The following is a 21,908-nucleotide window of genomic DNA, read 5'->3' as shown; positions in this document are numbered from 1 at the left end:
CCCCCATTGTGCGTGCTACTGCTGCTTATCTTTGGCACTCAGTCGCATCATCATCGCTTGGCTCAGGACGATTTTGTGGCTAATCTCGCTGGCCTAATCTCCGCCCCTGCCAGCCAATCAGCTTTCAAATCCGGCTTGTAGAGCGGAGTCATGAGCCTGGCGGAAAAGCTGTCATTCAAATCGGGCCAAAGAAGCCGCGAGAGACCTGTAGTCAAAGGGAGATGGCACAATCCAGTTGGCTCGGTATTGGAAACTAGTCTGTTTTCAGTGTTGCACGGCGGCAATGACACGCGCGCCGCTGCAGTTCGTCTGACGTCACCCACATACGGCACCCAAACAGTAACAGTCAGATTCGGGGGTCTTCATGGAACATTACTTCCTTAAGCTTTCATATTCGACGACGGGCTGGAAAGATATCGTCCAAACGGCACCCACCTTCGATCAGAGGTTAAAGCCAGTCCGCGATCTCATAGCCTCGCTTGGCGGATCGTTCGCTTCGTTTCATTTCTATGAAAGGGCGCCCTATCGCAACGAGCAGTTGCAGCACGTCGTACTGGAAAAGTTTGCAATGTTCGGGCGTGACGATCTCTTCGCCGTTCTCGCTTTCCAAGAGCGGAACTCTGCGCAAGCCTTCAGGATTGCGCTGTCGACGCAGCCAGGAATTAAGAGCGTCGAACTCGTTTCGATCATGCCCTTCGAGGACGTCGTCGCAGACTCGGTTGGAAAAGCGAAGAAGGCGATCACCGGAAGCAAGTACGCCGGTCCAGGATGAGAGCAATCATAGTCTGTAGATTAGACTGAACTCCAAAGAAGCGCGCCAAAGGGGCGGAGGAATGTCCAATACTCCATCGCCAGAGCCTTGTTCCTGCCCACGATGCGCGAACCCCGCTCGAGCGGGGGCGCGCTTTTGCGATGCCTGCGGTACTCGATTGCATCCAGAAGAGACTTCTCATTCAGACCGAGAGGGAGAACTCAAGCATGTTACGGTACTGTTTGCAGACATAGTCAATTCAACAGACCTTGTCGCAGGCCTATCCCCCGATGACGCAGAAGCGATTCTCAACCCGACCGTGACGGTGATGCTGGATGCCGTACAGGCATTCGGAGGGATCGTGAACCAATTGCGCGGCGATGGTGTGCTGGCACTATTTGGTGCACCGCAAAGTCAGGAGGATTACGCGTTGCGCGCCTGTTGCGCGGCATTGCGTATGCACGAGCTAGCTGCTTCATCGGAACAGCGCATGTCGCTACGTGTTGGCCTCGCCTCAGGTCTCACATTCTTGAGCACGACTGGAATCAGCATAGCAGGGATCTATGGAGCTTTTGGAGCGACGCTTCACCTCGCGTCGCGGCTCCAGGCAATGGCGAATCCGGGCACCACACTTTGTGATGCAAGCACGCGAGCGGCCGCTGGACCCTCCGTTGAGTTTACCTCGTTGGGGCTGAAAGCATTGCGAGGGTTCAGCAATCAGCAGGATGTGTTTGCTTTGACAGGAGTGCATCATCGCACTTCCAGATTTAGCGAAGCGGTATCGCGAGGCCTAAGTCCACTCGTTGGGCGTGATAGCGAGCTCGACGAACTCTGCAAGATCGCCGCGCGTGTTCTCGCCGGCTCATCCGCCGCAGTTTCAATCACCGGTGAGGCAGGAGTAGGTAAGTCCCGCCTCGCTTGGGAGTTTACCAAACAGCTTCAGGTAGGTGGCTGGCGAATCGTTCAGGCAGATGCCGTTTCATACGGGCGGAACGTGCCGTATCAACTCATCGGCTCCGTGCTTCGCTCGACTTTTGGGATCGATCCAAGCATTGAACCATCTGCGTCAGCCGATGGCATTCGAAAGCAAGTAGCCGAGATTGGCGATCCCACGGTTCAGTTAGGTGCTCTTCTGTCGCTCCTGGCGCTGCCGTTGGGTGAAGATGCCGCCGCGTGGGATGAATTGGATCCACTGCATCGAGGCGACGCCTTGCGCGACACTGTGCGGATTCTATTTGACGCGATCAGTGGACGCCGGCCTGTCGTATTATTGTTGGAGGATTTGCAGTGGGGTGACGAGCAGAGTCGAAAGCTTCTCGACTTTGTTCCATCATCTGGTTGCAGGCTATTGCTTCTAGCAACTCTTAGGCCGGATTTCGCCCCAACGACAACCGGTCAAGCCACAAGCGTAATCTCTCTTGCAGCTCTCTCGCCTAGCGATACGCAACGATTGATGCAAGGGGCATTCCCAGGCGTTGCTGATCATTCATTGCGCCAGAAACTGGTGGCGCGGTCTGCGGGAAATCCATTTTTTCTGGAAGAACTAGCTCGCAACGTATTGGCGACTGACATTTCCAACAATGCCGGGCAGACCCATCAGCCTGAAATTCCGCTCACAATCCAAGCGGTCATTGCTACTCGCTTAGATCGGCTGGATGCCGAACACAAACGGATTGTAACGGCTGCTTCTGCCCTTGGAAACCGGTTCTCTCTTCAAATACTCCGCGCCGTTTTTGATTCCAGCCCAGACGCGAGTTTTCGTCGGAGCCTGCGTTCGTTATGCGATTCCGGAACGTTTCAGCAACCCGACATGGACGAAGCCAGCTTTTCACATGCTCTCATCCAGGAAGTCGCATACTCGAGACTTCCACGAGGGCAGCGCCGCGATCTGCACAGCCAGATTGTGGCGGCACTGTTGCGAATACATCCCGGCCGCCTCGATGAACACGCCGAGATGATCGTTTATCACGCCGCGCTTGGGGAGGTTTGGGAGGAGCTGCTCAAGGCTGCTGTCATAGCCGGGCGCCGAGCCGCCGGCCGATCCGCGTATGTAGAAGCATCGCGGCTCTTCGATCATGGAATCACCGCGTGCAGGCACCTTCCGCATTCGTCGGATCGACTCCGGAACGAAATTGATTTGCGCTTCGAGCTGCGTAATACGCTTTTTCCTACCGCGGGTATCGAAAGAAGCTTGGCCAACTCCACGGAAGCAGAGAAACTTGCGGTAGAGCTAGGAGATCGGCGTCGGTTGGGATGGGCGACCGCTTATGTTGCTCGGGATTTGCAGCTTGTGGGTCGTCCTGGTGCGAGCATGATGTCGGCAGCCCGTGCATTGGAATTTTCCGATGGGGACAGAAGCCTGACACGCGCGGCCCAATATTTTGGAGCACAGGCTGCTTATTCGCGGGGCGACTATGCCAACTCCGCTGCTACGCTCCGGAGCTTGATCCATGATTTGGAGTCGCGCGATCCTTTGGCGTGGGCAGGGACGCCAGGGCCCTCAGTCATCTTCTATCGGGCGTGGCTCATTTGGGCACTATCTCAACAAGGACATGCTGATGAGTCGATAGCAGTTGCGCGCGTGATGCGTAGGCTGGCCGATGAGGTAAACTTGCCGCTTTGCAGGACAATCGCACACTTGAGTGAAGGTTTCGCCCTCGCTCTTGCCGGGCGCCCTGCAGAGGCGGAGGTCGCCCTGCGAACTAGTCTCTCATTGTGCCGGAAGTGGGAGTTCTTCGCCTGGTCAACCAACATCTGTCTGAATCTAGGCTACGCTCTGGCTCAATTGGGCGTGTTCGAGGAGGCCTTTGACCTTTTTCAGCAGGCTATACATCGTACAACGACTAGCAGCATCTTCGTGAACCACGCTCTTGAACTTGCACGGTTCGCCGAAGCAAACCATCGTGCGGGTCGCCTCGAAGAAGCCGTTCGGCTCTCCCAGCGAGCCATTGAAGTGGCTCGTTTGTACGAGGAGAGAGGCAACGAAGCATTGGCGGCGGTGGCATTGGCGGAGGCCTTATCAGCTCTTGGATCGGTCCTTAGCGCTAAGACTCACTATGCCGCCGCCCTTCGTCTAGCCACCGAATGCCAAATGGCACCTGTCATTCGTCGGTGCAATGAAGGGCTTTCGAAGCTTCACGATGTGCCGGACCGTGCTCGCGCCGCGAGCACGCCGATCACCGCGAAGGTAAGCGGCGCGCCGTAGTTCTGAGCCCCGAGGCATCCGCTGACATGAACGGTCGAGCCTCAACGGAAGCCTCGGATAACCCGTCAGGGCGCGCAATGCCGCCGGAAGCTTACCTCACGTCGGCCAGCGCATAGCCGCATAGCGGCTCCTTTACGCGGATATCAAGGAGAGGTGTGGCGACTTCACTGATAGGCCGCTCTGTCGAAGAAGGGCGGACTAGTCGCCGAGGCGAGCCATCAAGCGCTTGGGACCGCGGAAAGCGATGGTTCGGATGTAGTCGATTGGCTGTTCGTCCACCAGCGCAAGCGCGGGATAACGCCGGACGATCTCCTCGATCAACACCATGAGCTCCAGCCGGGCCAGGGGCGCACCGATGCAAGAGTGCGTACCACTGCCAAAGGATACGTGCTCGCTCGCATTCGACCGTCCGATGTCAAGGCGGTCGGGCTCGGGGAACAGCTCAGCATCGTGGTTGGCTGCACCGAGGGCAAGCAGAACATTGGCGTTGGCGGGAATGGTGACTCCCTGCAGTACCGTAGGCGCCCGAGTCCTCCGCCTCCAGTACACGATCGAGGTGCTAAAGCGTAGCGCTTCCTCGATGGCGCCAGGAATCTGCGAGGTATCGCTGCAGATCGCCTGCCAGCTCGGGCGGTGGCTGAGCAGTGCCAGGAGCGCGTTGGCGGCAAGGTTAGTGGTGCTCTCGTGCCCTGCCAGCAGCAACCCGAAAACCAACGAGGAGATTTCGTTATCGGATAGCTCCGGTTCGACATCCCCGCGGTGCGCGATCAGGAAGCTTGCGTAGTCGCTTTGCGGGCAGCGCAGGCGGTCATTGACCATGGCGACGCAGTAACGCCAGTAGGCCACCATGTCCTCGGCGCCGCGGCGTTGCTCCCCCGGTGAAATATCCCCAAATGTAATTAGTACGCGATAGCTCGCCCAGCGCTTGATTTGCGGTGCATCGTCGGCCGGAATACCCATGAGTAGGAAGAGAACCCGCGCCGGAAACTCATACACAAGGTCGGCAACGAGATCGACTTCGGCGCGACCATCGAGGGCGCTGATAGCCTCGCGCGCTAGTCGACGTATCTCCGGCTCGAGCGTCAGGAAACGTCTGGCATTTAGGAAGCGTCCAGCGACTCGCCGAATACGGTCGTGTTTGGGCGGATCGCAATTGACCTGTGTCGGCTCCGCTCCCATGCCAGCCTTCAGGATCGCCAAGGCTTCGGGCGCTAAGGGGGTGACCGGGGCCAACGCGATATCGGCTGAGCAACTGACCGCATCCCGCAGAAGGCACAGAACATCCTCCCGGGTCGTCACGACCCAGTAGTTGATCTCCGGGCAGAAGAACACTGGCTCCTCGGCACGGGCGCGCTCGAGAAATGCGTACATGCCGTGATGATCGAACGGCTTGAATTGTGCCCCGATACCTGAAGTGCTGATGAGCGAGTCGCTCCCGGTGGACACCAACGTCGTCATCTTCGGCTACCCCCAGAAAGGTACGCTGCCCCTGGTGAGAAACTCTATCACACTGGTTGTATCGTGCATTCCGACAAATCGATAAATCTGGCTCTGCAATGCCGGAGTTGGTCAATGGTGGCGGTCAGCCAATCACGCACGGCAGACGCCGGTCGAAGGTCCGGTCAGGGTCATTCTCGACCGAATTGGGCTGTCCGCATGATGTCCGGTTTAGGATCGTTAGCGGACAAAGACGCCCCCGGCGGGCTGCGTCGAGCGGGTCGTTCTCAATTTGCGCCAGTATTCTCTCGTCTGAGAGGGCGCATTCGCCAAGACCATCTTGAGTTGGGCGGCTGCGATCTTAGAACGGTGACTTTCCCACCGGTTGTGCTAAACTCCACTTTCCGCTGATGCCTTCCGGAATTCGCGAAACCGGCCTCTCACCATCAACTTGAGACGCTGGATGCCCCGCATCATCAATGCATATGCCGACAACTCGACGCTAGCCAACTCGCTGAAGGATCTCGGCGAGGCGATGTTCGGCGATCAGGCACAGAAGGAAGTTTACCGGCAAAAGGCGTTCGGCCTGAAACGCGAGAACGACAGTGCCGAGCCCCTCGCCTCGGCAGTTCGCGCCGGCAATCGCAACGACATCGGCTACTACGGAGTGCTCGCGGGCAAGACCGGCCAGGACGCCGCCGACTACGGCCGGTTCTCGGCAGCGAACCACGCATCCAGTTTTGACGATCCTCGGCTCGCCATTTCGATGTTGGGTGCCGGCGGGGCCGCAGGAAGCACTGCCATTGGTCAACGTCGCTCTCTCGATAACGCTATCACGACCACTGGCATGAACAACGCCACGACGCTGGAATCGCAACGCATTGCGTCGGACCGCGCGCGTGAGACTCAGCTTGCGATTGATCAGCGCACGTTGACGCCGGTTCTCGACGATGCCGGCGTGGCTCACTATGTTCCCAAGTCGCAAGCGGTCGGCGGCGAAGCGCCAATGACTTCCGACAACGTGGTTGCAAACATGCTGCGTCGGCAAGCCGCTGCGGCGCAGCCGGGTCAGACGTCATCGGACCCGCTTGGTGCCGTCGATCCCCGCATCCTGAAGAAAGCCGGCCTGGACCTACCGGAGCAAACTTTAATCGAGCCACGCACCGGCCAAACCGCCATTTCTCGTGACGGCGGCCGCACAGCGATCCTGCCCGACGGCCGGACTGTGCCGGCGACCGGATTTCAACCGGTAGGCACGGACGCGGCCCTGGCCCAGGCTCGGGATAACAACGTGCGCTCGAGCTCATCGACGCCACTGGTTGTTGGCGACCCCAAGAAGAGCCAGGCGGCCGCCGACGCGTCGAGGACATCGGGTATCGGCCCAAAAATTGCAACCTTCTTCAACGACGAGCTCGGCGCGCTACCAGCCGCGACGAGCGTGATGAAAGCGGCCACTGGCTCGTCTGAAATCGCTCCGGACATTCAGCGGGCACGATCATCACAAGATATTCGGAACAATCAGGCTCGAAGCGTGCTGCTCGGCGGCCCCGGTCGGCAGACCGTTCAGGCACAGCAGTGGGTGAACGACTTGCTTCCGCAAGGCAACGCACTCACCAATCCGGAGACCGAGGCGGCGAAGATCCCGACCATCGTGAATGCACTCAAGGGCGACCACGAACAGATTCGCCAGCTTGTCATCGATCCCAACACGCTGCCTGCCGAACGCGTCAAACTGTCACAACAGCTTCACCAGATCGAGAACACGATCCGAATGTACACGGAGCCGCCGCAGCAGGCTCCCTCAACCCAAGCTGCCGCGGCACCTGCTACGCCGGCCGCGTCCGCTGCCGCAGCGCCAACACAGACTGCCACCAATCCGCAGACTGGCCAGAAGCTCGGCTTGGTAAACGGACGGTGGGTGCCGCTATCGAGCGCCGACAGCGACCCGGCATCGCCGCAGAATGCGGCAACGTCGAGCAACGATCCGCTATCTCAGGCACGCGACGCGATTGCCCGCGGCGCCGACCCCGCAGCGGTGAAGCGGCGGCTGCAGCAAAACGGCATCGATCCGGCAACCCTCGCCAAACCGCAGACAGTTCTTCAGAACGGGCACACGTACAATCTGCAGCCGGACGGAAGCTATCAGTGACGCACGTAAGGCTGGGAACGAATTCATGTTATGCTAGCCCCATCATCTCCGCGGCCGTGTTTTGTTGCACGGCATCGAGATTGCGGCGGCCCCTCATCTATAGTACCATCTTAGTGTTGGCTGATTTAGTCGCGTCGCCGGCGGCGTCCCTCCTTTCGAGGATGCCCCGTGTCTCGGCCTCAGCCATATTCTCCCGTTCACTCGTTCATTTCAGACGTCTCGACTGGCACCTTTCCGGGCCAGGCGCTCGACGTTGAGTTCAACGGCATCAAGTCCACCACAGACGCGATCCGCGCGAATCTCGCGCTGATCCAGCGCGACGATGGCGCATTGGCAAACGGGAGCGTCGGATACGACCAGCTTTCCACGTCGCTGCAGGCCGCCGGGCTCGCGCCGGCCGCTGCGTGGTTGACCGCGACGGCTTATCAAGTCGGCAACGCGGTCGTGGCCAATAGTTCGCTGTACCGGTGCCTTGTCGCGCACACTTCCGGCGTATTCGCGACAGACCTGGCTGCCGCCAAGTGGATTTTGGTGTCCTCGCTGGTTTACTCGGCCGGCAGCAACATCACGTTCGCCGGATCCACGATTTCGGTGTCAACTTCGCCGTCATTTGTGACCCCGAATCTGAACGTTGCGACCGCAACGAGCATCAACGGGAATTTCTTCACTTCTGGCAGCTACACGCTCACCGGAGGCGCCGGAAAAACGTTTACGTTCAGCAACACGCTGACCTTGGCGGGCACCGACGGCGCTTTGTTGACGTTTCAGGGCTCCGACACCTATGTCGGCCGCGCCACGACCGACACGTTGACCAACAAGACGCTCACGGCTCCGGCGATCACGGGCGCCACCATCAGCACCTCGTCTTACAACGGATTGACGGTGACGGCGACGACTGGAAGCTTTACGCTTGCCAACGGCAAAATCCTTGGGGTCAACAATTCTCTGACCCTTGCCGGCACCGACAGCACCACGCTCACGTTCCAAGGCACCGACACCTACATCGGGCGGGCGACCACCGACACGCTGACGAACAAGACGTACGACACCGCCGGCCTAGGCAACGTTTTCAAGATCAACGGGACGCAGATTTCTGCAAACACCGGCACGGGCAATAACGTGCTGGCGACTGGCCCGACGATCTCCCAGCCGAACATGGTTGGGACGACGACGAATGACAGCGCGGCCGCCGGTAGCGTCGGTGAATACGTTGAAAGCGTCATAGTTTCCGGTTCCAAAGTAGCCCTCACTACTGGAACAGCCAAGACCGTTACAAGCATTACCCTCACAGCGGGAGATTGGGATGTTGATATTTTTGGTTACATCCTCCCCGCTGCAACGACGACGACGACGGTTGCTCTAGTTTCTCTTTCCGGCACGACAAACACGCTGGATCTGACGCCCGGCAGATTCAGTTCGCTTGTCACATCGTCAACCACGTTTACTTCTGGAAACGAAATAGGACTTCCGCTCCCCCGATACCGCTTGAGTTTGGCTGGGACGACGACGGTGTATTTCGTTGCATCGTCCACTTTCGCCACAAGCACTAGCGCGGCTTACGGCATCATTCGCGCAAGGCGAATTCGCTGATTGGAGATGCGCTGGTCGTGTGTGCATAACGTCAAGGCTGCATTAATGGCACGAATGTAAGGAACTCAGAGAATGTCACAAACTCCCGCATATTCGCGCGCGTTCAGCTTCACCAACTTCCAAGCCACCATCCGACGCTGCCGCCGCCGGGGATCGGCAATTGATGGCGGCAATCGATGATCGTCACGAAGTATGGCCGGTCAGTACGTTGGCCCGAACGACATGCTCAGCCACTACCTCGTGCCGGGTTACACCCCAAAGCAGGACTGGCAGAACGCCGTTCGGCAGGCCCCCTAGGCCGCCTGCTTGGACCGATGCAAAATGCGGCGCCCAAGCCACCGGAGCCCACATACGGCTTCTGAGTGCCCCAACCTGCCGGGGCCCTCTTCAGCGCGTCCAAGACCACGGATTACCCACCGGCTAAATTGCCGATTTTCGGTTTTTCGGGGCCGATCGGACTTCGAACGCAGGCGGCCTCGGGTTAAATTGGCCAAGTGAAGAAGATACACGTCCGGGATATCAAGCACCTAAACGGCCGTGGTGACGGCTGCGACGGCGCTACGACGATTTGTCGACCCAAACTGCCGTGTATCTCGTCAAACATACCGAAGAGATTTAGTCCGATTTGACCAAGCCATCCGAGTGAAAGCACAGGATCAGGCGGACCGCCGAGACCCTCCCCGTGGCGGAAGCATTTCGGCCGAGGTGGCCAGCGCGTCGTGTGGAGCAAGACAGTTATCTGCGCCAACGCCCGTCCATGGCATCTCCGACTTTGCCCTCTGGCAGCTCTGCAGAAGGCTGGGGTCCCATCGCCAACAAGGCACTCAACCCAAGGATCCAAAGAGCGGCGGCGAAGGCTGCCTTTGCACGGATGCATGTGCCGGCCCGCTGAGACCCGCAAGGGCAGTCCTGCTCATCCCATGGTTGGACTCGACCCACAGTCTGCAACGTGGTTGCATATGACGCTCGATAAACCTTTTTGGGGGGATGGGAATGAAACAGCTCATTTTGGCTGCCGCACTGGCGCTGGCCACAACCGCCGCACAAGCGCAGTATCTCAGCGGCACCGGTTCAAATCCGAGTACGCATACCTCGTCGGGATATACCCGCAGCACCGGTACTTACGTGGCGCCGTACGTCGCGACCAATCCGAATGGCACGCAACGCGACAACTTCGGCACCAGCGGCAACTATAATCCGTCCACCGGTCAGACCGGTCACCGGACCCCGCGCTATTGATTGCAACCATTGGAGACGTTCGATGAAGTGTCGCCGGTTGCGACAACGAAGTCGGACGTCTTTCTTGATAAAGGCGAAAGGTGATGGCCAAGTCGCGCCCAATATTTACAGTCCTATTGCTGCTTACGCTCTCCCTGTTTTCGCGCGTTGTCCACTCCGCCGAAGTCAAAGTCGGTGTGGGGAAATCTGGACAAGCAACGATCTGGATCACTGGGGAGATTGTACCTGGTGACGCTGACAAATTTTCGCAGTCAGTTCGTCAAGCCAATGATTCCGGGAAATTTGTCGCCAACGTTAGACTGGATTCTCCCGGCGGCAATTTGCTCGAGGGGGTAAAGATCGCTGACGCCATAAGGTTCGGCAAAACATCCACCAACGTGGGCAAGACGGCGGTCTGCGCCTCGGCTTGCTTTCTGATGTTCGCCGCCGGTTCAACCAAGAACGCCGGCTATGGCGCTCAGGTCGGCGTCCACGGTGCGTCAGGAGAAAATGGAGAGGAAACGGCGGCATCAGGCGCTGCGACGGTCTCTATGGCCAAAATCGCCAAAGAGTTGGGCGTGCCATCCGCAATCATCGGCCGCATGGTCGTTACGTCTCCACAAGACATGGTTTGGCTAAGCCCGCAGGAGCTTCAGTCGATGGGCGTCACCATGATGGGCCGTCCCTCTCAAGTCTCTCCGCCAGTCGCCAGTCTGCAACAAACCCCGCCGAACTCGCCTTTATCGGTATCACCCTCAGGAGCGGGGCTCTCCGCTGCAAGATCAACGCCCAGTGCCAGTCCTACTTGGGGAGAAATCGTCAACAGGGCAATGGAAAAATCAGCAAGTCAGAATAACGGGAAGCCGCTTTTTAGCCGCTCCTGCCAGCCCGAACTGAAGGTGTGTAACATCGGTCTGAGCTACTTGGATAATCAGGGCAAAGTCGCGTTTCTGAAAACAGTCGAGGACATGAACGGCAAGGTCATTGCACGTGAGGCATGCACTTTGAACGATTTTCAGGACGTCCGAACTTGCGTCAACTGGGATGACGGCACTTCGCATCGTGACATGAAGGACAGCAAGGGAGTTTGGTCGAAGGTGGCAGATGAATAGCTTCCTGCAGAACTCGTCCCTTATCTAGGCCGACCGCCACTCGATAGACCTTGATCCTGGCCTCGAGACGTGCGTCGGATAACGCAGCTGCGCGCCCCCTCCAAGCCCGGCTATGGCCGGTTCGGTCGCCGCAGGCCCCACCCGAGAAGGCTTGGCCGTCTCATTGGCGCGGTCAGCACCGCTTAGGCCTGAGTCGTTTGCGTGGCCGTGGACGGCCGCCCGGGTAGCGCGCTCCGGAAGGCGTGCCGCCTTCACCAGCCGCCTTAAGCAACCAATGCAACCGCCGTTTAGGGGACGAAGAGGCCTTGCTCCTGACGCCCTCCCCACGCCGAGCTCAAGTAGGCGCGAGAAATCAAGGCGCCGCCGCGACCATAGCGGCGGAGAACGGCGCGACCCCGCACCAGCTGATGGCGATCTTGGCTGGAAGACTTTGGCCCAGGCCGAGCTGTACACGGAGAAAGCCCGCCGGCAGCTGTTGGCCGGCGGCGGGATGGGGCTGATCAGTGTGGGCGGAAGTGGCCGCTGACTCGCGTAGCTAATTGTTGCGGCGCTTGAAGAACCCACGTTTTTGCTCTTGAGGCATCAGCAGCTTCTCCAGCTCGTCACCGTGCTGCAACCAAATATCGACATAAACATCTGGCAACTGCACAAAGTGCGCGATCTCAGCGATAGATCTCTTCTCCTCGGCGGCTCTGAATTTATGACGAGCCTTCCGCGGAATCAGGATCGCCAATGCGCGAAATGCCCCCAAATGGTCATTCAGGGCCGGCAAAAACGGCGCGCCCTTTAGCTCATTGAGGATCATCGCCGGAATGAGCCTTTTCACACCCTCCTCGGTGCTGACGAGCTCGGCTCCGCCGTCGAAAACATGCATCGCCTCTTTGCAGATAACGAGCCGCTTCCAGTCATCCGGAAGATCTTCGCCATACAAAATCTGAGTGATGATGTCGTAATCGCCGCTGTACATCCCACCCCGGGGCATTCCGATGCGGCGAAAGGCCCCACGGAACGCCTTCTTCTTGCGCCCGACAGGATGGAGCCGAATGTCTTTGTGGTCCGTGTTCGCGCGAATCCAATCGAGCACCTCGTTCACGGGAACGGGGAGGTCATCAGTGTGCGCAAACGCACTCACGAGGGCTACGTATGTCATAGCCCCCGTCTACAACTATTTGGTGTTTCGAATAAAGAGGTATCAAGCCCCAGCGAGGAACTTATCTACCCCAATCCTGGTAAGGTTCTCAGGGAAGTGCTCAGCCGGTGCCGACTGGCCGGACTCAACTTGGACAAAAGCTGAATGTGCTTCCTCGCAGAATTCCTCAACAGTAACCTGCTGTTCCCCGGGGAAGAATTTAAGGTCTACAAGCCTTTGACCTTCCTTAGGAAACAGGAACGATATCAAACGATCCATTTCCTTCATGACACATTCCTCGCTGCCACCACGGCAGTTACCTGTTTGTACGCCGCAGGGCGTGAACAGTTCGTTACGGACTTATTAAGTTTTAGACACCTCATGTCAAGAAAGTTCTTGACACTCTGGCGAAATCGCCCTTAGCACGATTCGTCCCGAATCCCCACTAAATTCAACTTTACCGGGCATCGAGTCAAATCTTTGACCGCCTCTTCGGACGTCTTTCGGGTCAATTGGTTACTTTGTTGCCAAAGCGCAACAGGCACTTGTGCACAACTCCTATGACGATCACTGCGAAGATGACGAACGAAACGACGTCTTGTTCCAGGTGGGTCACAAGTCTTGAATTGCCATGGAACTACGTAGCAACGGGATGTGGCTCCCTTCGCCTAAAGCCTTGAGCTTGCCTGAAGCTTGGCTCCGCTAGGAAGCCGCACCTGCAGCTGATGTCGATCCAAACGGCCCCGACAGGCTCTCAAGCCCCCCCCCCTCTATCGCCGCGATATCCCGCTCGACCTGGGTGATCGATGACCGGCAGTCGTAGCCCGCCCTCGCCTTAGTCTAAGGCCAGGCGCCGGCCGCGCATCCTTAGGTCCTCGAGGGATTGGTGTTCCTTAGCGGGTGTAGCCCTCAACAATCAATTCCACCGGCACTCGACATGACGCTGCCCCACCATACGAGTTCGAACTTGCAATAGGCTTAGCCTACGGCGGGCGGCCCGCTGGGGGGAAGTACCCAAACGCTAGCGGGGACGGCCGGCCTAGCAAACCGGCTCGATCGCGCACGAGCTTTCCCATCGCGGCAATCAGATACCGCCTTCGACCTTTAGACGATAGCAGTGGACCAGCTGCGCGCACACTTGCCTTGCTCTCCCGCCCTAGTTGCGCTTGGATTGGCGCCGGGTCTGGGGAGTTTTTATTATGCGCATTTTAGTCCTGGCGGCGGCCTGCGCCGCGCTGACCGGCTGCATGACGGCCGGCGAAACGGTGTCGTTCAAAGCCTCCAGCCCACAGCAACAGGCTCTCATGCGGGACGGGCAGCCTGCCCTCGTCTCTCGGCAAAAGAGCTCCCTGGTCCTAGTTCGGCCAGCCTCCCGACAGCTCCAGGCGAACGGCCGGCCTGTATTCGTGGTGGGCATCAATAACCTGAGCCGTCAGCCCGTCGAGTTTAGAGTCGGACAGGTCGAAGCGATCCAGCACGCCGCGGGATCCGACTTCGAAATGAAGATCGTCACCTACGAGATGCTGGTACAAGAGGAAAAGAACCGGCAGGTGGCCGCCGCGCTTCTGACAGGCGTTGCCGCGGGCGCCAACGCATACAGCGCCTCTAGGGCTGGTTATGGCAGCTACACAACGCCTAGCGGCCGGACAGGCACCTTCTACAGCCCAACGGCAGCGGCAATCGCGCAAGGCAACGCTGCCGCTCAAAACGATGCAATGATCGCCAGCACGGTCGAGGCGGGCCAACGCAACATGGCCGTGCTCGAGCAAGCAGTGATCAAGGACAACACGCTCCTGCCCGGGGAGTGGTACGGCGGACAATTGCATGTCGCTCCCCCTACTGATCAGGGCGGAGCTCAGAAGAGCTACACGATCATCATCACTGTCGGTTCAGATCGCCATGTCATTGACGTGGCTCAAGGTCCGGCGGGTGCCTAGATGCGTTGCTCGCTGCTTGTAGCTTTCTTTTTTCTCAGCAGCACGAACGGCGTTCATGCCGCTTGTTATGCTCCCACGGCCCCGTATTGCGCGGCACGTTATAGCGCGTTCGACGATCAAGATGAGTTCGATCGGTGCCGCCGTGAAATGACGAACTATCAGATTGAAGCACAAGAGTTCCTCGCTTGCATCCGACGTGAGACCGAGGAGCTAAAGCGCAAGTCCGACGGTGTCATTGACGAGTACAACAATGCGGTCGAGGGCTTCAATCGGAGGGCACGAGGATGAGATCCGCTCCAGTACTGCTGGCGATCGCGACCTACGTCCTAGCAGCATCGGCCATGAGCGCCGAGACCGTGGACGTAAAATATCGCGGGCCAGTTGATCTAAAGTCGTTCGATTGTCAAAGCATCTCGCGAAGCAGCTTTATCAACCGCGTTTGTTATGACCCTCGGAACCAGTATTTGGTCATCCAGCTAAAAGACACATACTACCATTATTGCGAGCTGCCGAAGGTTACCCTCGATGCGTTGATGTCCGCCTCGTCGATGGGACGGTACTTCAACGCCAATATAAAGGGCTCGGGAAAAGATGGCCCCTACGATTGTCGTACGCACAAAGTGCCGTCTTACTGACGGACGGATACCTTTTAGCCAATTGGTGTAGTTACGGCGAGCTACAACCGCGCTATGTGTAGTTGGCGGAGATTCGGCGGGCAATTTGCGTGGCGGGGCAAGCACTAAATACGGTCAGACTGTTCGTGCTGTTGCTGAGCACAGGAGTCACCGCGGAAGCACAGGTTCCGAACCAGATCATTCGAGATATGATCGGGACGCTGCAAACTTTGCAGCGGAATAACGGGCCTATGGGGCCCGCCCTGCCCGGCGCGCCCATCCCGCAACCCAACATCTCCACGTCCAAACCGACCATTAGCTGCACAAACGTGCGGTCGCCGTTAGGAATCTTGCTTTGCAGTGATGGTAACGCAGCCAAAGCTGACTGGGACGTCAACGCTGCAACATGGGCTTATTCTGGTACGCTGAACGGCGCGGAACTTAGCACTTTCCAACAAAATCAAACTGATTGGGTCCAATCCGTAAGCAGGACCTGTAAACTCGATACTTCCCTCAACCAAGACCAGCGCCGTTGCGTACTCGAATCGTATCGAACTCGGACGAAGGAACTCCTAGGAAAGCTTCGCGGTGATGCGCTCGAGGAGGCTAAACAAGCGCCTAATGAACGCGCCACTCTACAAGCTCACCTCTTCGCATTAGGCCTTCTCCGCGACCAGCCAGATGGCGAATTTGGTCCGAATACAAGAATTGCGATTAAGGCGTTTCAGGATTCCAGACGCGCTCCCAGCACTGGTTTCCTGACCAAAGAGGATCGGGACGCGCTTCAGGGTACCCAGCAACCAAGCCGACCGCCACAGACGTCAGGTCCCTTTCCTCCCGACCGATTCACTCCTCAGATCACCGAGCGACCACCTTCGCAAGAGAACGGGCCCCGGTTTCCTGAGCAAGTCACAAGTGAAGCTGAGGTGTCGCTGAAACGACGTGACACGGAGGGCTCCGCCACCAAGATCGTGGAGGTTACGGGGCTCGGAGAGTCACCTGAAGCAGCGCGCAAAGACGCCTCGCGTTTGGCTGTTCAACAGGTGGCCGGCGTCTACATCGATAATCGGCGCCGCGTTGAAACCAAGATGTCGGCCGATCAAGTCTCGACCATCGTAGAAGAAAAGCTTCTGTCGTACACCAATGCCTACGTATCGAAATTCGAGCCGGTGTCCCAGGAGTGCACCAATGGAAACTGCAAAGTTGTCGCACGGATTACGGTGAACGTCGCCCCGCTGGTCCAGACACTGCGCGCAAGCGCGGTGCCTACGGTCGAGTTCGACAGCAACTCTGCCGAAGCAGCGGCGACTACATTGGGTGCCGAGCGGGCGGCAGCGTTTGAAACCTACAAGGACCTGATTGCCCGAATAGACACTTTGGTAACGATCGGCGTTGGAAAGGCGGAGGTTAATGCGAATCTGCCGTCGGCATCTGACTCCGTTTGGCTAACCGTGCCGATCACATTCTTTGCCAGCGGCGCCGCGAACAAGGAATGGACTGAGAAAATCAAGCTAATCGCGGACAAGCGCGAACAGGTCTCGTTAGAGGTGACCAAAATACCTAGCGAGCCTCGCTGTAGCCTGCAGACAATTTCGCCGGCGTCGCTACCGTTCAGAAAAGATTCGAACGCGGCCTTATCAATACCGGCCGTCTGCTTCGTCACAGGTGTGAAGAGATCGAGCCCCGAGGATTTCGCCGGCCCTGGTCGCGCCTATCAGCCACGTTCGGGCCGTTACGGAACTTTCGCTTCGGCTGAGTGCTTCGGACGCACGTTTGTTCGAGAAGAAGGGGCAGCCGTTAGCCTGGGCAAGCGCGCCTCAAACATCCTTCTGGTAGTCGAGTTTGCCGACGCCGACGGGAAGGTGATCCACACGGTTAACAGCGAGATGGGAAATTTTCCGGAGCTTCCAATCTGGGAGTCGATCCATCGCCCCCAAGACCGTCAGACAAGTTCGCTGGACTATTGCGCATCGGGCAGCAACGACGCGGGCTTGTTCTACCGAGCAACGCGCAATGCCGGAGGTGACACAATCATCTTCCCTCCTGAAGGCAGCCGGATGAATGCTTTGCTGAACGTCAAGATTTCCAATGACAAAGTCGGACAAATCGCCCGCATCCGGGCATCCCTCAAGAAGCCTTAAACAGAGTTCGGAGATAAGAAGATGACGCGATCGCATGTGAGGTACGTTGCAGCGGTAGCCCTCGCAGTCCTTTGCGGACCGACCGTAGCTGCGGCGGGTTCTGTAGACGAAAAGGGCGACGGGAGCACCGTTTGGCAGGCCGGCGTTGATGGCGTCGAGGTCGAATGGAATGGCGATAACTCCGTTAAACGGATCTCATCGCGGTTTAGCACGCCAGTCGAATTCGGAGACAGGAGAGGAATTTCGAAGGCGCAAATCATCGCGGAGGAAAAGGCCAAGGCAGCCATCGTGCGATTCCTTGAGCAATCGGTGTCTTCGACCCGTGTCACGGCTGAAATGCAAAATGACCTGAATCACGCGACTCAAGAGCGGAAAACCGGTGAAAAGGCGACCGCTCAGAAGGTTGATCAGCGCGTCATGATGGAATCGCTTACTGAAGTCACGACCTCCTTCGCGTCTGGCAAACTTCGTGGCGTAATCGTTCTCGAGAAGGGGTACGATGACAAAGCGGATGAGGCCTGGGTCGTAGTTGGCATCAGCGACAAAACGATAAAGGCCGCTAGTGGCGTGAAGGCGATGACCGATGAACGAAAGCCGGTTAGGACCGATGGGCCCGACGGTCTGGGTAAACAGCCGAGCGAGGTAAGGCGTTCAAACCAAAAGGATTGGTGATCGATTTAGCTTGTCAAAGTCTGCAGCGACGACGATTCGAAGTCGACGTGGTCGCTGCCGCGACCCCGCGAAACTGTAGGGCTGAGCTTACAGTGGCTGTGGGGTCGTCCCGCGCTTCGCCCCGTCCCGCGGCACCGCCACTCGGGCAGAACCCGGACACTAGTGCTTCGCTGCCGTCGCAATTGGCTGCGCCGTCGGCCTGAACCGCTCGGATGTTGACCGTCGCCGGATCACCGTTGTCTCCCTTTTCGCCTTTGACCCGGCGGCCCTTGAGGCCCCTGCGCGCCGGCGGGACCTTGCGGCCCTGGATCTCCTTTAGGCCTGGGTCTCTCCCACACGCTGCGAGTGCGAATGGCTGCTTGGAACAATGGCCTTCCACCATGATTGCCGGTCCATGAGGTGGCTCGTTGGCATCGTGGCGGCGTTCCTGATCTGCCTCTTCATCTATGCCGGGTCAGCCTTCGTTTCGGTCTTGGGCCTGGTTTCGGCCGTGCGAAGCGGAGATGCCGCTGAGATAATGGCCCGTACAAATTTGCCGCGCATCCGGCATTCGATCGTCGACCAGGTTGTGTCCGCATACCTCGATCGCATTGGCCAAAAGCGGCCGGTGCGGCCATTCGAACGGATGGCAATCAACGCATTCGGTGCGACAATTGCCGACGACCTCGCGGTCAAGCTCATGACATCGGAAAACTTATCCGTCCTTTTGAGCAGCGGCACCGTTCGCAACGCAGCAGAAAACATCACGTTTGGGACGATGTCGTCGCTGGCCGGGCTCGACGCGTCGAACATCTTTGTTCTCGCGGGACGGATGACGCCAGTGAAGCCGGTCGAGTTTGCGGTAAAGCTCGGAGAAAATCAGGACGCCGGGAGCGTTAGCCTGCATTATGAAGGGGCGACCTGGAAGCTATCCGGCATCACGTTGCCGCCAAAGGTCTTGTCCAGCATAGTGGACCGGCTACCGACGCGCTGAACCCACCACGTTCAGAGAAGAAGCGAGGTTCGCGCTCTACTCAACGCCACGTCCGACAACCAGCCATTGCTGGTGTGCGGGGAATGCCTTGATGCCGGAGACGAGTTCGTCTCCTGGCAGATGAAACTCTCGTCTCGGGCTTTCGAGCTTAAGCCAAGTAGTCCTCCGGCGGCGCCTTCCTTCAGCCCAGCACGATAGTTTCAACTCTCAGGCAGGGCACGCACCTGTAGGCATAGGCGGCGGGCAGGTTTGCAATTGCTGGCAGGGACGCGAGAAACTCCATTGGACGCTGACATCTGTTGCAGATGAGGGTTGGTGCCTTGTCCGTGCCACCGCCTTGCGCCATTGCTGGTCCGCCAAAAGGTGAGAACGGTAATTCCAATGGCCGGCGTTTACACCTCCGGACGACTACCGGTCGGCTGTATCGAAAATAGGCCCCACCAGCGTGAGCCGCTATTGCTCCTGAACCGAGACTCAGTTCTGGTTTCGATCATTGCGGCCAAATTGCTTGCGGGAGGCGATCGTGAATGGCGAAGCCGGATGCACCGTTTGTAGCCAAGCTCGACTCCTCAAAGCTGTTTTCCCCGTAACCGAAGGCTACGAACTGAAGCGTTATGAATGCGCCAGCTGCCGCAGCGATCTGTGGCTAGTTACGAGAGTGTCCCGATCACCAGCGCCTAAGCAGCAAAGCGGAAGATTCCGCCGAGGTACGCGGCCTAAGACCATCGAAGCGGCCTTGAAGGGCGCCTCTCGTGCCGCAAGTAATCCAAAGCCGAAAGCCCCGCCAGCGTGAACCTCGGCGCTCTTCTTGCCTGGGGTGAAGGCCTTCTGCCGTCCGTGAACAGATCATATGTGGTCAGAGCTGAATCCGCCGCCATCGCAACTTTGCACGAAGCCGTTTCCCCGCCCCGACGAAATCTCGCTGAAACAGAGGGGGTCGAAGGTACCGGCATCGAACACGGGGGATGCCACATGCTAGTCCTGATGAACCTGATCTGGCGGCGCCTCGCCTACACGATGCTGGCCGGTATGCGGTCCAAGCTGGTCCGCCAATGACGAGAAGGGCCGCCGCGTAAGATGGAGAGCATCCGTCAGGACTGTCCACCAGCGCTGCTCCGGAGCCGGCGCCCTCCCTTTGGGCGCCGCGACTTCAACCGCGGGCGGGCCTCCGTACGAAAGAGGCTTCCGTTAGACTGCCAGCGTCGAAGCCGCGACATTCCGCGGCGATGCCACCCTCTTCCGGGGGGCACATTTCAGAGTGTGACTCATCTTCGGTCAGGCTTGCCGAAAAGCGGCCCCAGGACAGGGCGGACCTGAGGCCGAAGATTACCTTCCCTATTTGCCTCAGGCTCTTACGCGAAACGACACCCGAGGGCATGTTCCAACCGTCGGCGCCCTAGACCGTTCCACCAAATTGGAACAGGCCCGCCAGCGGGGCGGCCTTGCTAGTCTCTTCAAAAGTGTTCTCACGAATCCCAGGTCAATTTCTTTGGGACCACCAGCCGCTCTAGTTGTGAGATGAAGTGCGGGCAAAACCTGGTCACGCTCGCCTACGAATGCAAATCTTCGAGCAGCGCGTATTAAACGATAGAACCCGCGGGGCGGCTTCTCCGCCTCACCCGCCGCGCATTTGCCGCGCTGCCGGTTGCGCTTCTTGTGCAACCGGCTTTTCCACACCCACGACAAGCAGTAGCTCGCGCGGGTCTGGAGCTACTAGGAATCGATAATTTGCGATGTACTTACGATGCCGCTTTGCTGGCGGCATGCGCACTCGCCGATACACGAAATGGTCCGGCCACTATCCGCCCCGCAGCCCTGCGGAATGGCTGGCCGACGGCCATGTGACCTGCAACATCCAATGCCTGAACGGCCGTTGCGATCGCAGGGTCGACGTGCGGCTCGACACACTCCCGCGAGATCAGCCGTGGTCGCGCGTCGGCTTGCGCCTGGTCTGCTCGGCATGCGGCGCCGCAGGATCTGTGCATATCGTCCCGAACTGGCATGACAGCCGCGGGCAAGTCAGGCCAAGCAGGGACGCGAGGTTTTGATTCCAGCGATGAAGCACGTCACCGAACGCCCTTTTGCAAATCCACAAGCCGCAGCCCGCAAGCTGATCGAACTCGCCGCCAGCATACAGCCGGTTCAGGACGGCCGTATCCACATTGAGAAGATCAACTACCCCTTCCTCTACACGCTCAAGGCAAACGGCGCAGAGTTCGGCGCGGGGATCAGGTGCGCTGTCGAGAAGGGCTGGCTTGAGCTGCATGAGAGCGGCACCTACGTACGGCTGCTGACAGCTGTAGGAACCTAGCACCACTGCCCGGCTTGCTGACTTGCTGGCTCACCTCTCCGAGTTGGCGGAGCGGCCCAGTAGGCGGCCTTACTCGGCGGGGCTTTCTTGGGAACATAAAGCTGCGTCCAGAGTCTGCCCACGTAGTGGCGAGACGTTCCTATGACATCAAGACAAGATTCCGTCCGATGTCCCAAGTGCGACCGACCTACACGGGTTATAGAGCGCATTTGGAGCTCACAGCCACCCGGCTTCCTTCGGATCTTCGAGTGCGAATGCGGCGAGCTAGTCTGGGAAGAACAGCCACATGAGGACGTGGAGGCAGGGTCTTGAACCCGCCCTACGCGCGCCGCTGGCCGGTAGATGAAGATTACCTTTGGCGAGATAACCAGCCAGCGCGACACGAACAGGCCGCGCGGTTTTCCACCTCCTGCGCATCCCCCGTTCACTAACCTCGGTTAATCGATTTCAGAATTTGGGGGGGTAACCTACTTAAATGGCGCCCAGCTTAGGCGGCTGCATGCTCGCTACATGTCTGATTCAGATTCTGCGCGCATCGAGCGAGTCTTCTATGAATCTCGGGCTATTCGCGAGCAGCGGCGTGCATTGTGCGAGGAAAGCGAACGGGCAATTCTCGCACTAAGACGCTCGATCTTTGAGAGTGCTTCCGTTCGCGCAGAGATCAGGGCT

15 protein-coding genes are annotated in these 21,908 nt (G+C 58.5%); 12 read left to right on the top strand and 3 right to left on the bottom strand.

Annotated elements, in window-relative coordinates; all coding sequences use genetic code 11:
* The first annotated feature begins 364 nt into the window (after positions 1-364).
* Positions 365-772, top strand: a complete 408-nt coding sequence (locus tag AC0L3U_RS29595) for a hypothetical protein (RefSeq protein ID WP_473364174.1) — start codon at positions 365-367, stop codon at positions 770-772.
* 61 nt (positions 773-833) lie between these two features.
* Positions 834-3,956 (top strand): ATP-binding protein, encoded by a 3,123-nt coding sequence (locus AC0L3U_RS29590; protein ID WP_473364173.1) that lies wholly within the window; start codon positions 834-836, stop codon positions 3,954-3,956.
* 198 nt (positions 3,957-4,154) lie between these two features.
* On the opposite strand, the gene AC0L3U_RS29585 is transcribed toward AC0L3U_RS29590, so the two are convergent.
* Positions 4,155-5,414, bottom strand: a complete 1,260-nt coding sequence (locus AC0L3U_RS29585) for a cytochrome P450 (protein WP_473364172.1) — start codon at positions 5,412-5,414, stop codon at positions 4,155-4,157.
* Positions 5,415-5,856: 442 nt separating this feature from the next.
* Here AC0L3U_RS29585 and AC0L3U_RS29580 point away from each other — a divergent pair, with 442 nt between their 5' ends.
* The 4 genes from AC0L3U_RS29580 to AC0L3U_RS29565 all read left to right on the top strand — a co-directional run bounded on the left by AC0L3U_RS29580 (position 5,857) and on the right by AC0L3U_RS29565 (position 11,462).
* The gene (locus AC0L3U_RS29580; RefSeq protein WP_473364171.1) at positions 5,857-7,542 is read left to right on the top strand and encodes a hypothetical protein; all 1,686 of its coding nucleotides are present in this window, start codon (positions 5,857-5,859) and stop codon (positions 7,540-7,542) included.
* A gap of 168 nt (positions 7,543-7,710) precedes the next feature.
* Positions 7,711-9,132: a carbohydrate-binding protein gene (locus tag AC0L3U_RS29575; RefSeq protein WP_473364170.1), complete on the top strand. Its 1,422-nt coding sequence runs from the start codon at positions 7,711-7,713 to the stop codon at positions 9,130-9,132.
* A 993-nt stretch (positions 9,133-10,125) separates the two neighbouring features.
* On the top strand, positions 10,126-10,371 hold the full coding sequence (locus tag AC0L3U_RS29570) for a hypothetical protein (protein WP_247452942.1): 246 nt from the start codon (positions 10,126-10,128) through the stop codon (positions 10,369-10,371).
* A gap of 83 nt (positions 10,372-10,454) precedes the next feature.
* The gene (locus AC0L3U_RS29565; RefSeq protein ID WP_473364169.1) at positions 10,455-11,462 is read left to right on the top strand and encodes a COG3904 family protein; all 1,008 of its coding nucleotides are present in this window, start codon (positions 10,455-10,457) and stop codon (positions 11,460-11,462) included.
* Between the two features lie 535 nt (positions 11,463-11,997).
* Here the strand turns inward: AC0L3U_RS29565 and AC0L3U_RS29560 are convergent.
* Together AC0L3U_RS29560 and AC0L3U_RS29555 are read right to left on the bottom strand one after the other, a co-directional pair.
* Positions 11,998-12,555, bottom strand: a complete 558-nt coding sequence (locus AC0L3U_RS29560) for a hypothetical protein (protein ID WP_473364168.1) — start codon at positions 12,553-12,555, stop codon at positions 11,998-12,000.
* 99 nt (positions 12,556-12,654) lie between these two features.
* The gene (locus AC0L3U_RS29555) at positions 12,655-12,879 is read right to left on the bottom strand and encodes a hypothetical protein (RefSeq protein WP_473364167.1); all 225 of its coding nucleotides are present in this window, start codon (positions 12,877-12,879) and stop codon (positions 12,655-12,657) included.
* Positions 12,880-13,790: 911 nt separating this feature from the next.
* Between AC0L3U_RS29555 and AC0L3U_RS29550 the strand changes: the two genes are divergently transcribed.
* The 6 genes from AC0L3U_RS29550 (at position 13,791) to AC0L3U_RS29525 (ending at position 21,239) form a co-directional block, all read left to right on the top strand.
* Positions 13,791-14,528, top strand: coding sequence for a hypothetical protein (locus AC0L3U_RS29550; protein ID WP_473364166.1), 738 nt, complete (start codon positions 13,791-13,793; stop codon positions 14,526-14,528).
* Positions 14,529-14,812: 284 nt separating this feature from the next.
* Positions 14,813-15,163 (top strand): KTSC domain-containing protein, encoded by a 351-nt coding sequence (locus AC0L3U_RS29545; protein WP_473364165.1) that lies wholly within the window; start codon positions 14,813-14,815, stop codon positions 15,161-15,163.
* An 89-nt stretch (positions 15,164-15,252) separates the two neighbouring features.
* A complete protein-coding gene (locus AC0L3U_RS29540) occupies positions 15,253-17,283 on the top strand; it encodes a peptidoglycan-binding protein (protein WP_473364164.1) in 2,031 nt (676 codons plus the stop codon).
* A gap of 21 nt (positions 17,284-17,304) precedes the next feature.
* Positions 17,305-17,955 (top strand): hypothetical protein, encoded by a 651-nt coding sequence (locus AC0L3U_RS29535; RefSeq protein WP_473364163.1) that lies wholly within the window; start codon positions 17,305-17,307, stop codon positions 17,953-17,955.
* Between the two features lie 394 nt (positions 17,956-18,349).
* A complete protein-coding gene (locus tag AC0L3U_RS29530; protein ID WP_473364162.1) occupies positions 18,350-18,928 on the top strand; it encodes a DUF2939 domain-containing protein in 579 nt (192 codons plus the stop codon).
* Positions 18,929-20,984: 2,056 nt separating this feature from the next.
* Positions 20,985-21,239, top strand: a complete 255-nt coding sequence (locus AC0L3U_RS29525) for a hypothetical protein (protein WP_473364161.1) — start codon at positions 20,985-20,987, stop codon at positions 21,237-21,239.
* The last annotated feature ends 669 nt before the right edge of the window (positions 21,240-21,908 follow it).

This window comes from Bradyrhizobium sp. Kon69 (assembly GCF_055807515.1).
This window is presented reverse-complemented; position numbering and strand designations above follow the sequence as displayed.

Coding starts and splice junctions, on each gene's coding strand:
- AC0L3U_RS29590 (WP_473364173.1), top strand. CDS start 834: ATGTCCAATACTCCATCGCCAGAGCCTTGTTCCTGCCCACGATGCGCG.
- AC0L3U_RS29565 (WP_473364169.1), top strand. CDS start 10,455: ATGGCCAAGTCGCGCCCAATATTTACAGTCCTATTGCTGCTTACGCTC.
- AC0L3U_RS29570 (WP_247452942.1), top strand. CDS start 10,126: ATGAAACAGCTCATTTTGGCTGCCGCACTGGCGCTGGCCACAACCGCC.
- AC0L3U_RS29545 (WP_473364165.1), top strand. CDS start 14,813: ATGAGATCCGCTCCAGTACTGCTGGCGATCGCGACCTACGTCCTAGCA.
- AC0L3U_RS29530 (WP_473364162.1), top strand. CDS start 18,350: ATGAGGTGGCTCGTTGGCATCGTGGCGGCGTTCCTGATCTGCCTCTTC.
- AC0L3U_RS29585 (WP_473364172.1), bottom strand. CDS start 5,414: ATGACGACGTTGGTGTCCACCGGGAGCGACTCGCTCATCAGCACTTCA.
- AC0L3U_RS29535 (WP_473364163.1), top strand. CDS start 17,305: ATGACGCGATCGCATGTGAGGTACGTTGCAGCGGTAGCCCTCGCAGTC.
- AC0L3U_RS29595 (WP_473364174.1), top strand. CDS start 365: ATGGAACATTACTTCCTTAAGCTTTCATATTCGACGACGGGCTGGAAA.
- AC0L3U_RS29550 (WP_473364166.1), top strand. CDS start 13,791: ATGCGCATTTTAGTCCTGGCGGCGGCCTGCGCCGCGCTGACCGGCTGC.
- AC0L3U_RS29555 (WP_473364167.1), bottom strand. CDS start 12,879: ATGAAGGAAATGGATCGTTTGATATCGTTCCTGTTTCCTAAGGAAGGT.
- AC0L3U_RS29525 (WP_473364161.1), top strand. CDS start 20,985: ATGAAGCACGTCACCGAACGCCCTTTTGCAAATCCACAAGCCGCAGCC.
- AC0L3U_RS29580 (WP_473364171.1), top strand. CDS start 5,857: ATGCCCCGCATCATCAATGCATATGCCGACAACTCGACGCTAGCCAAC.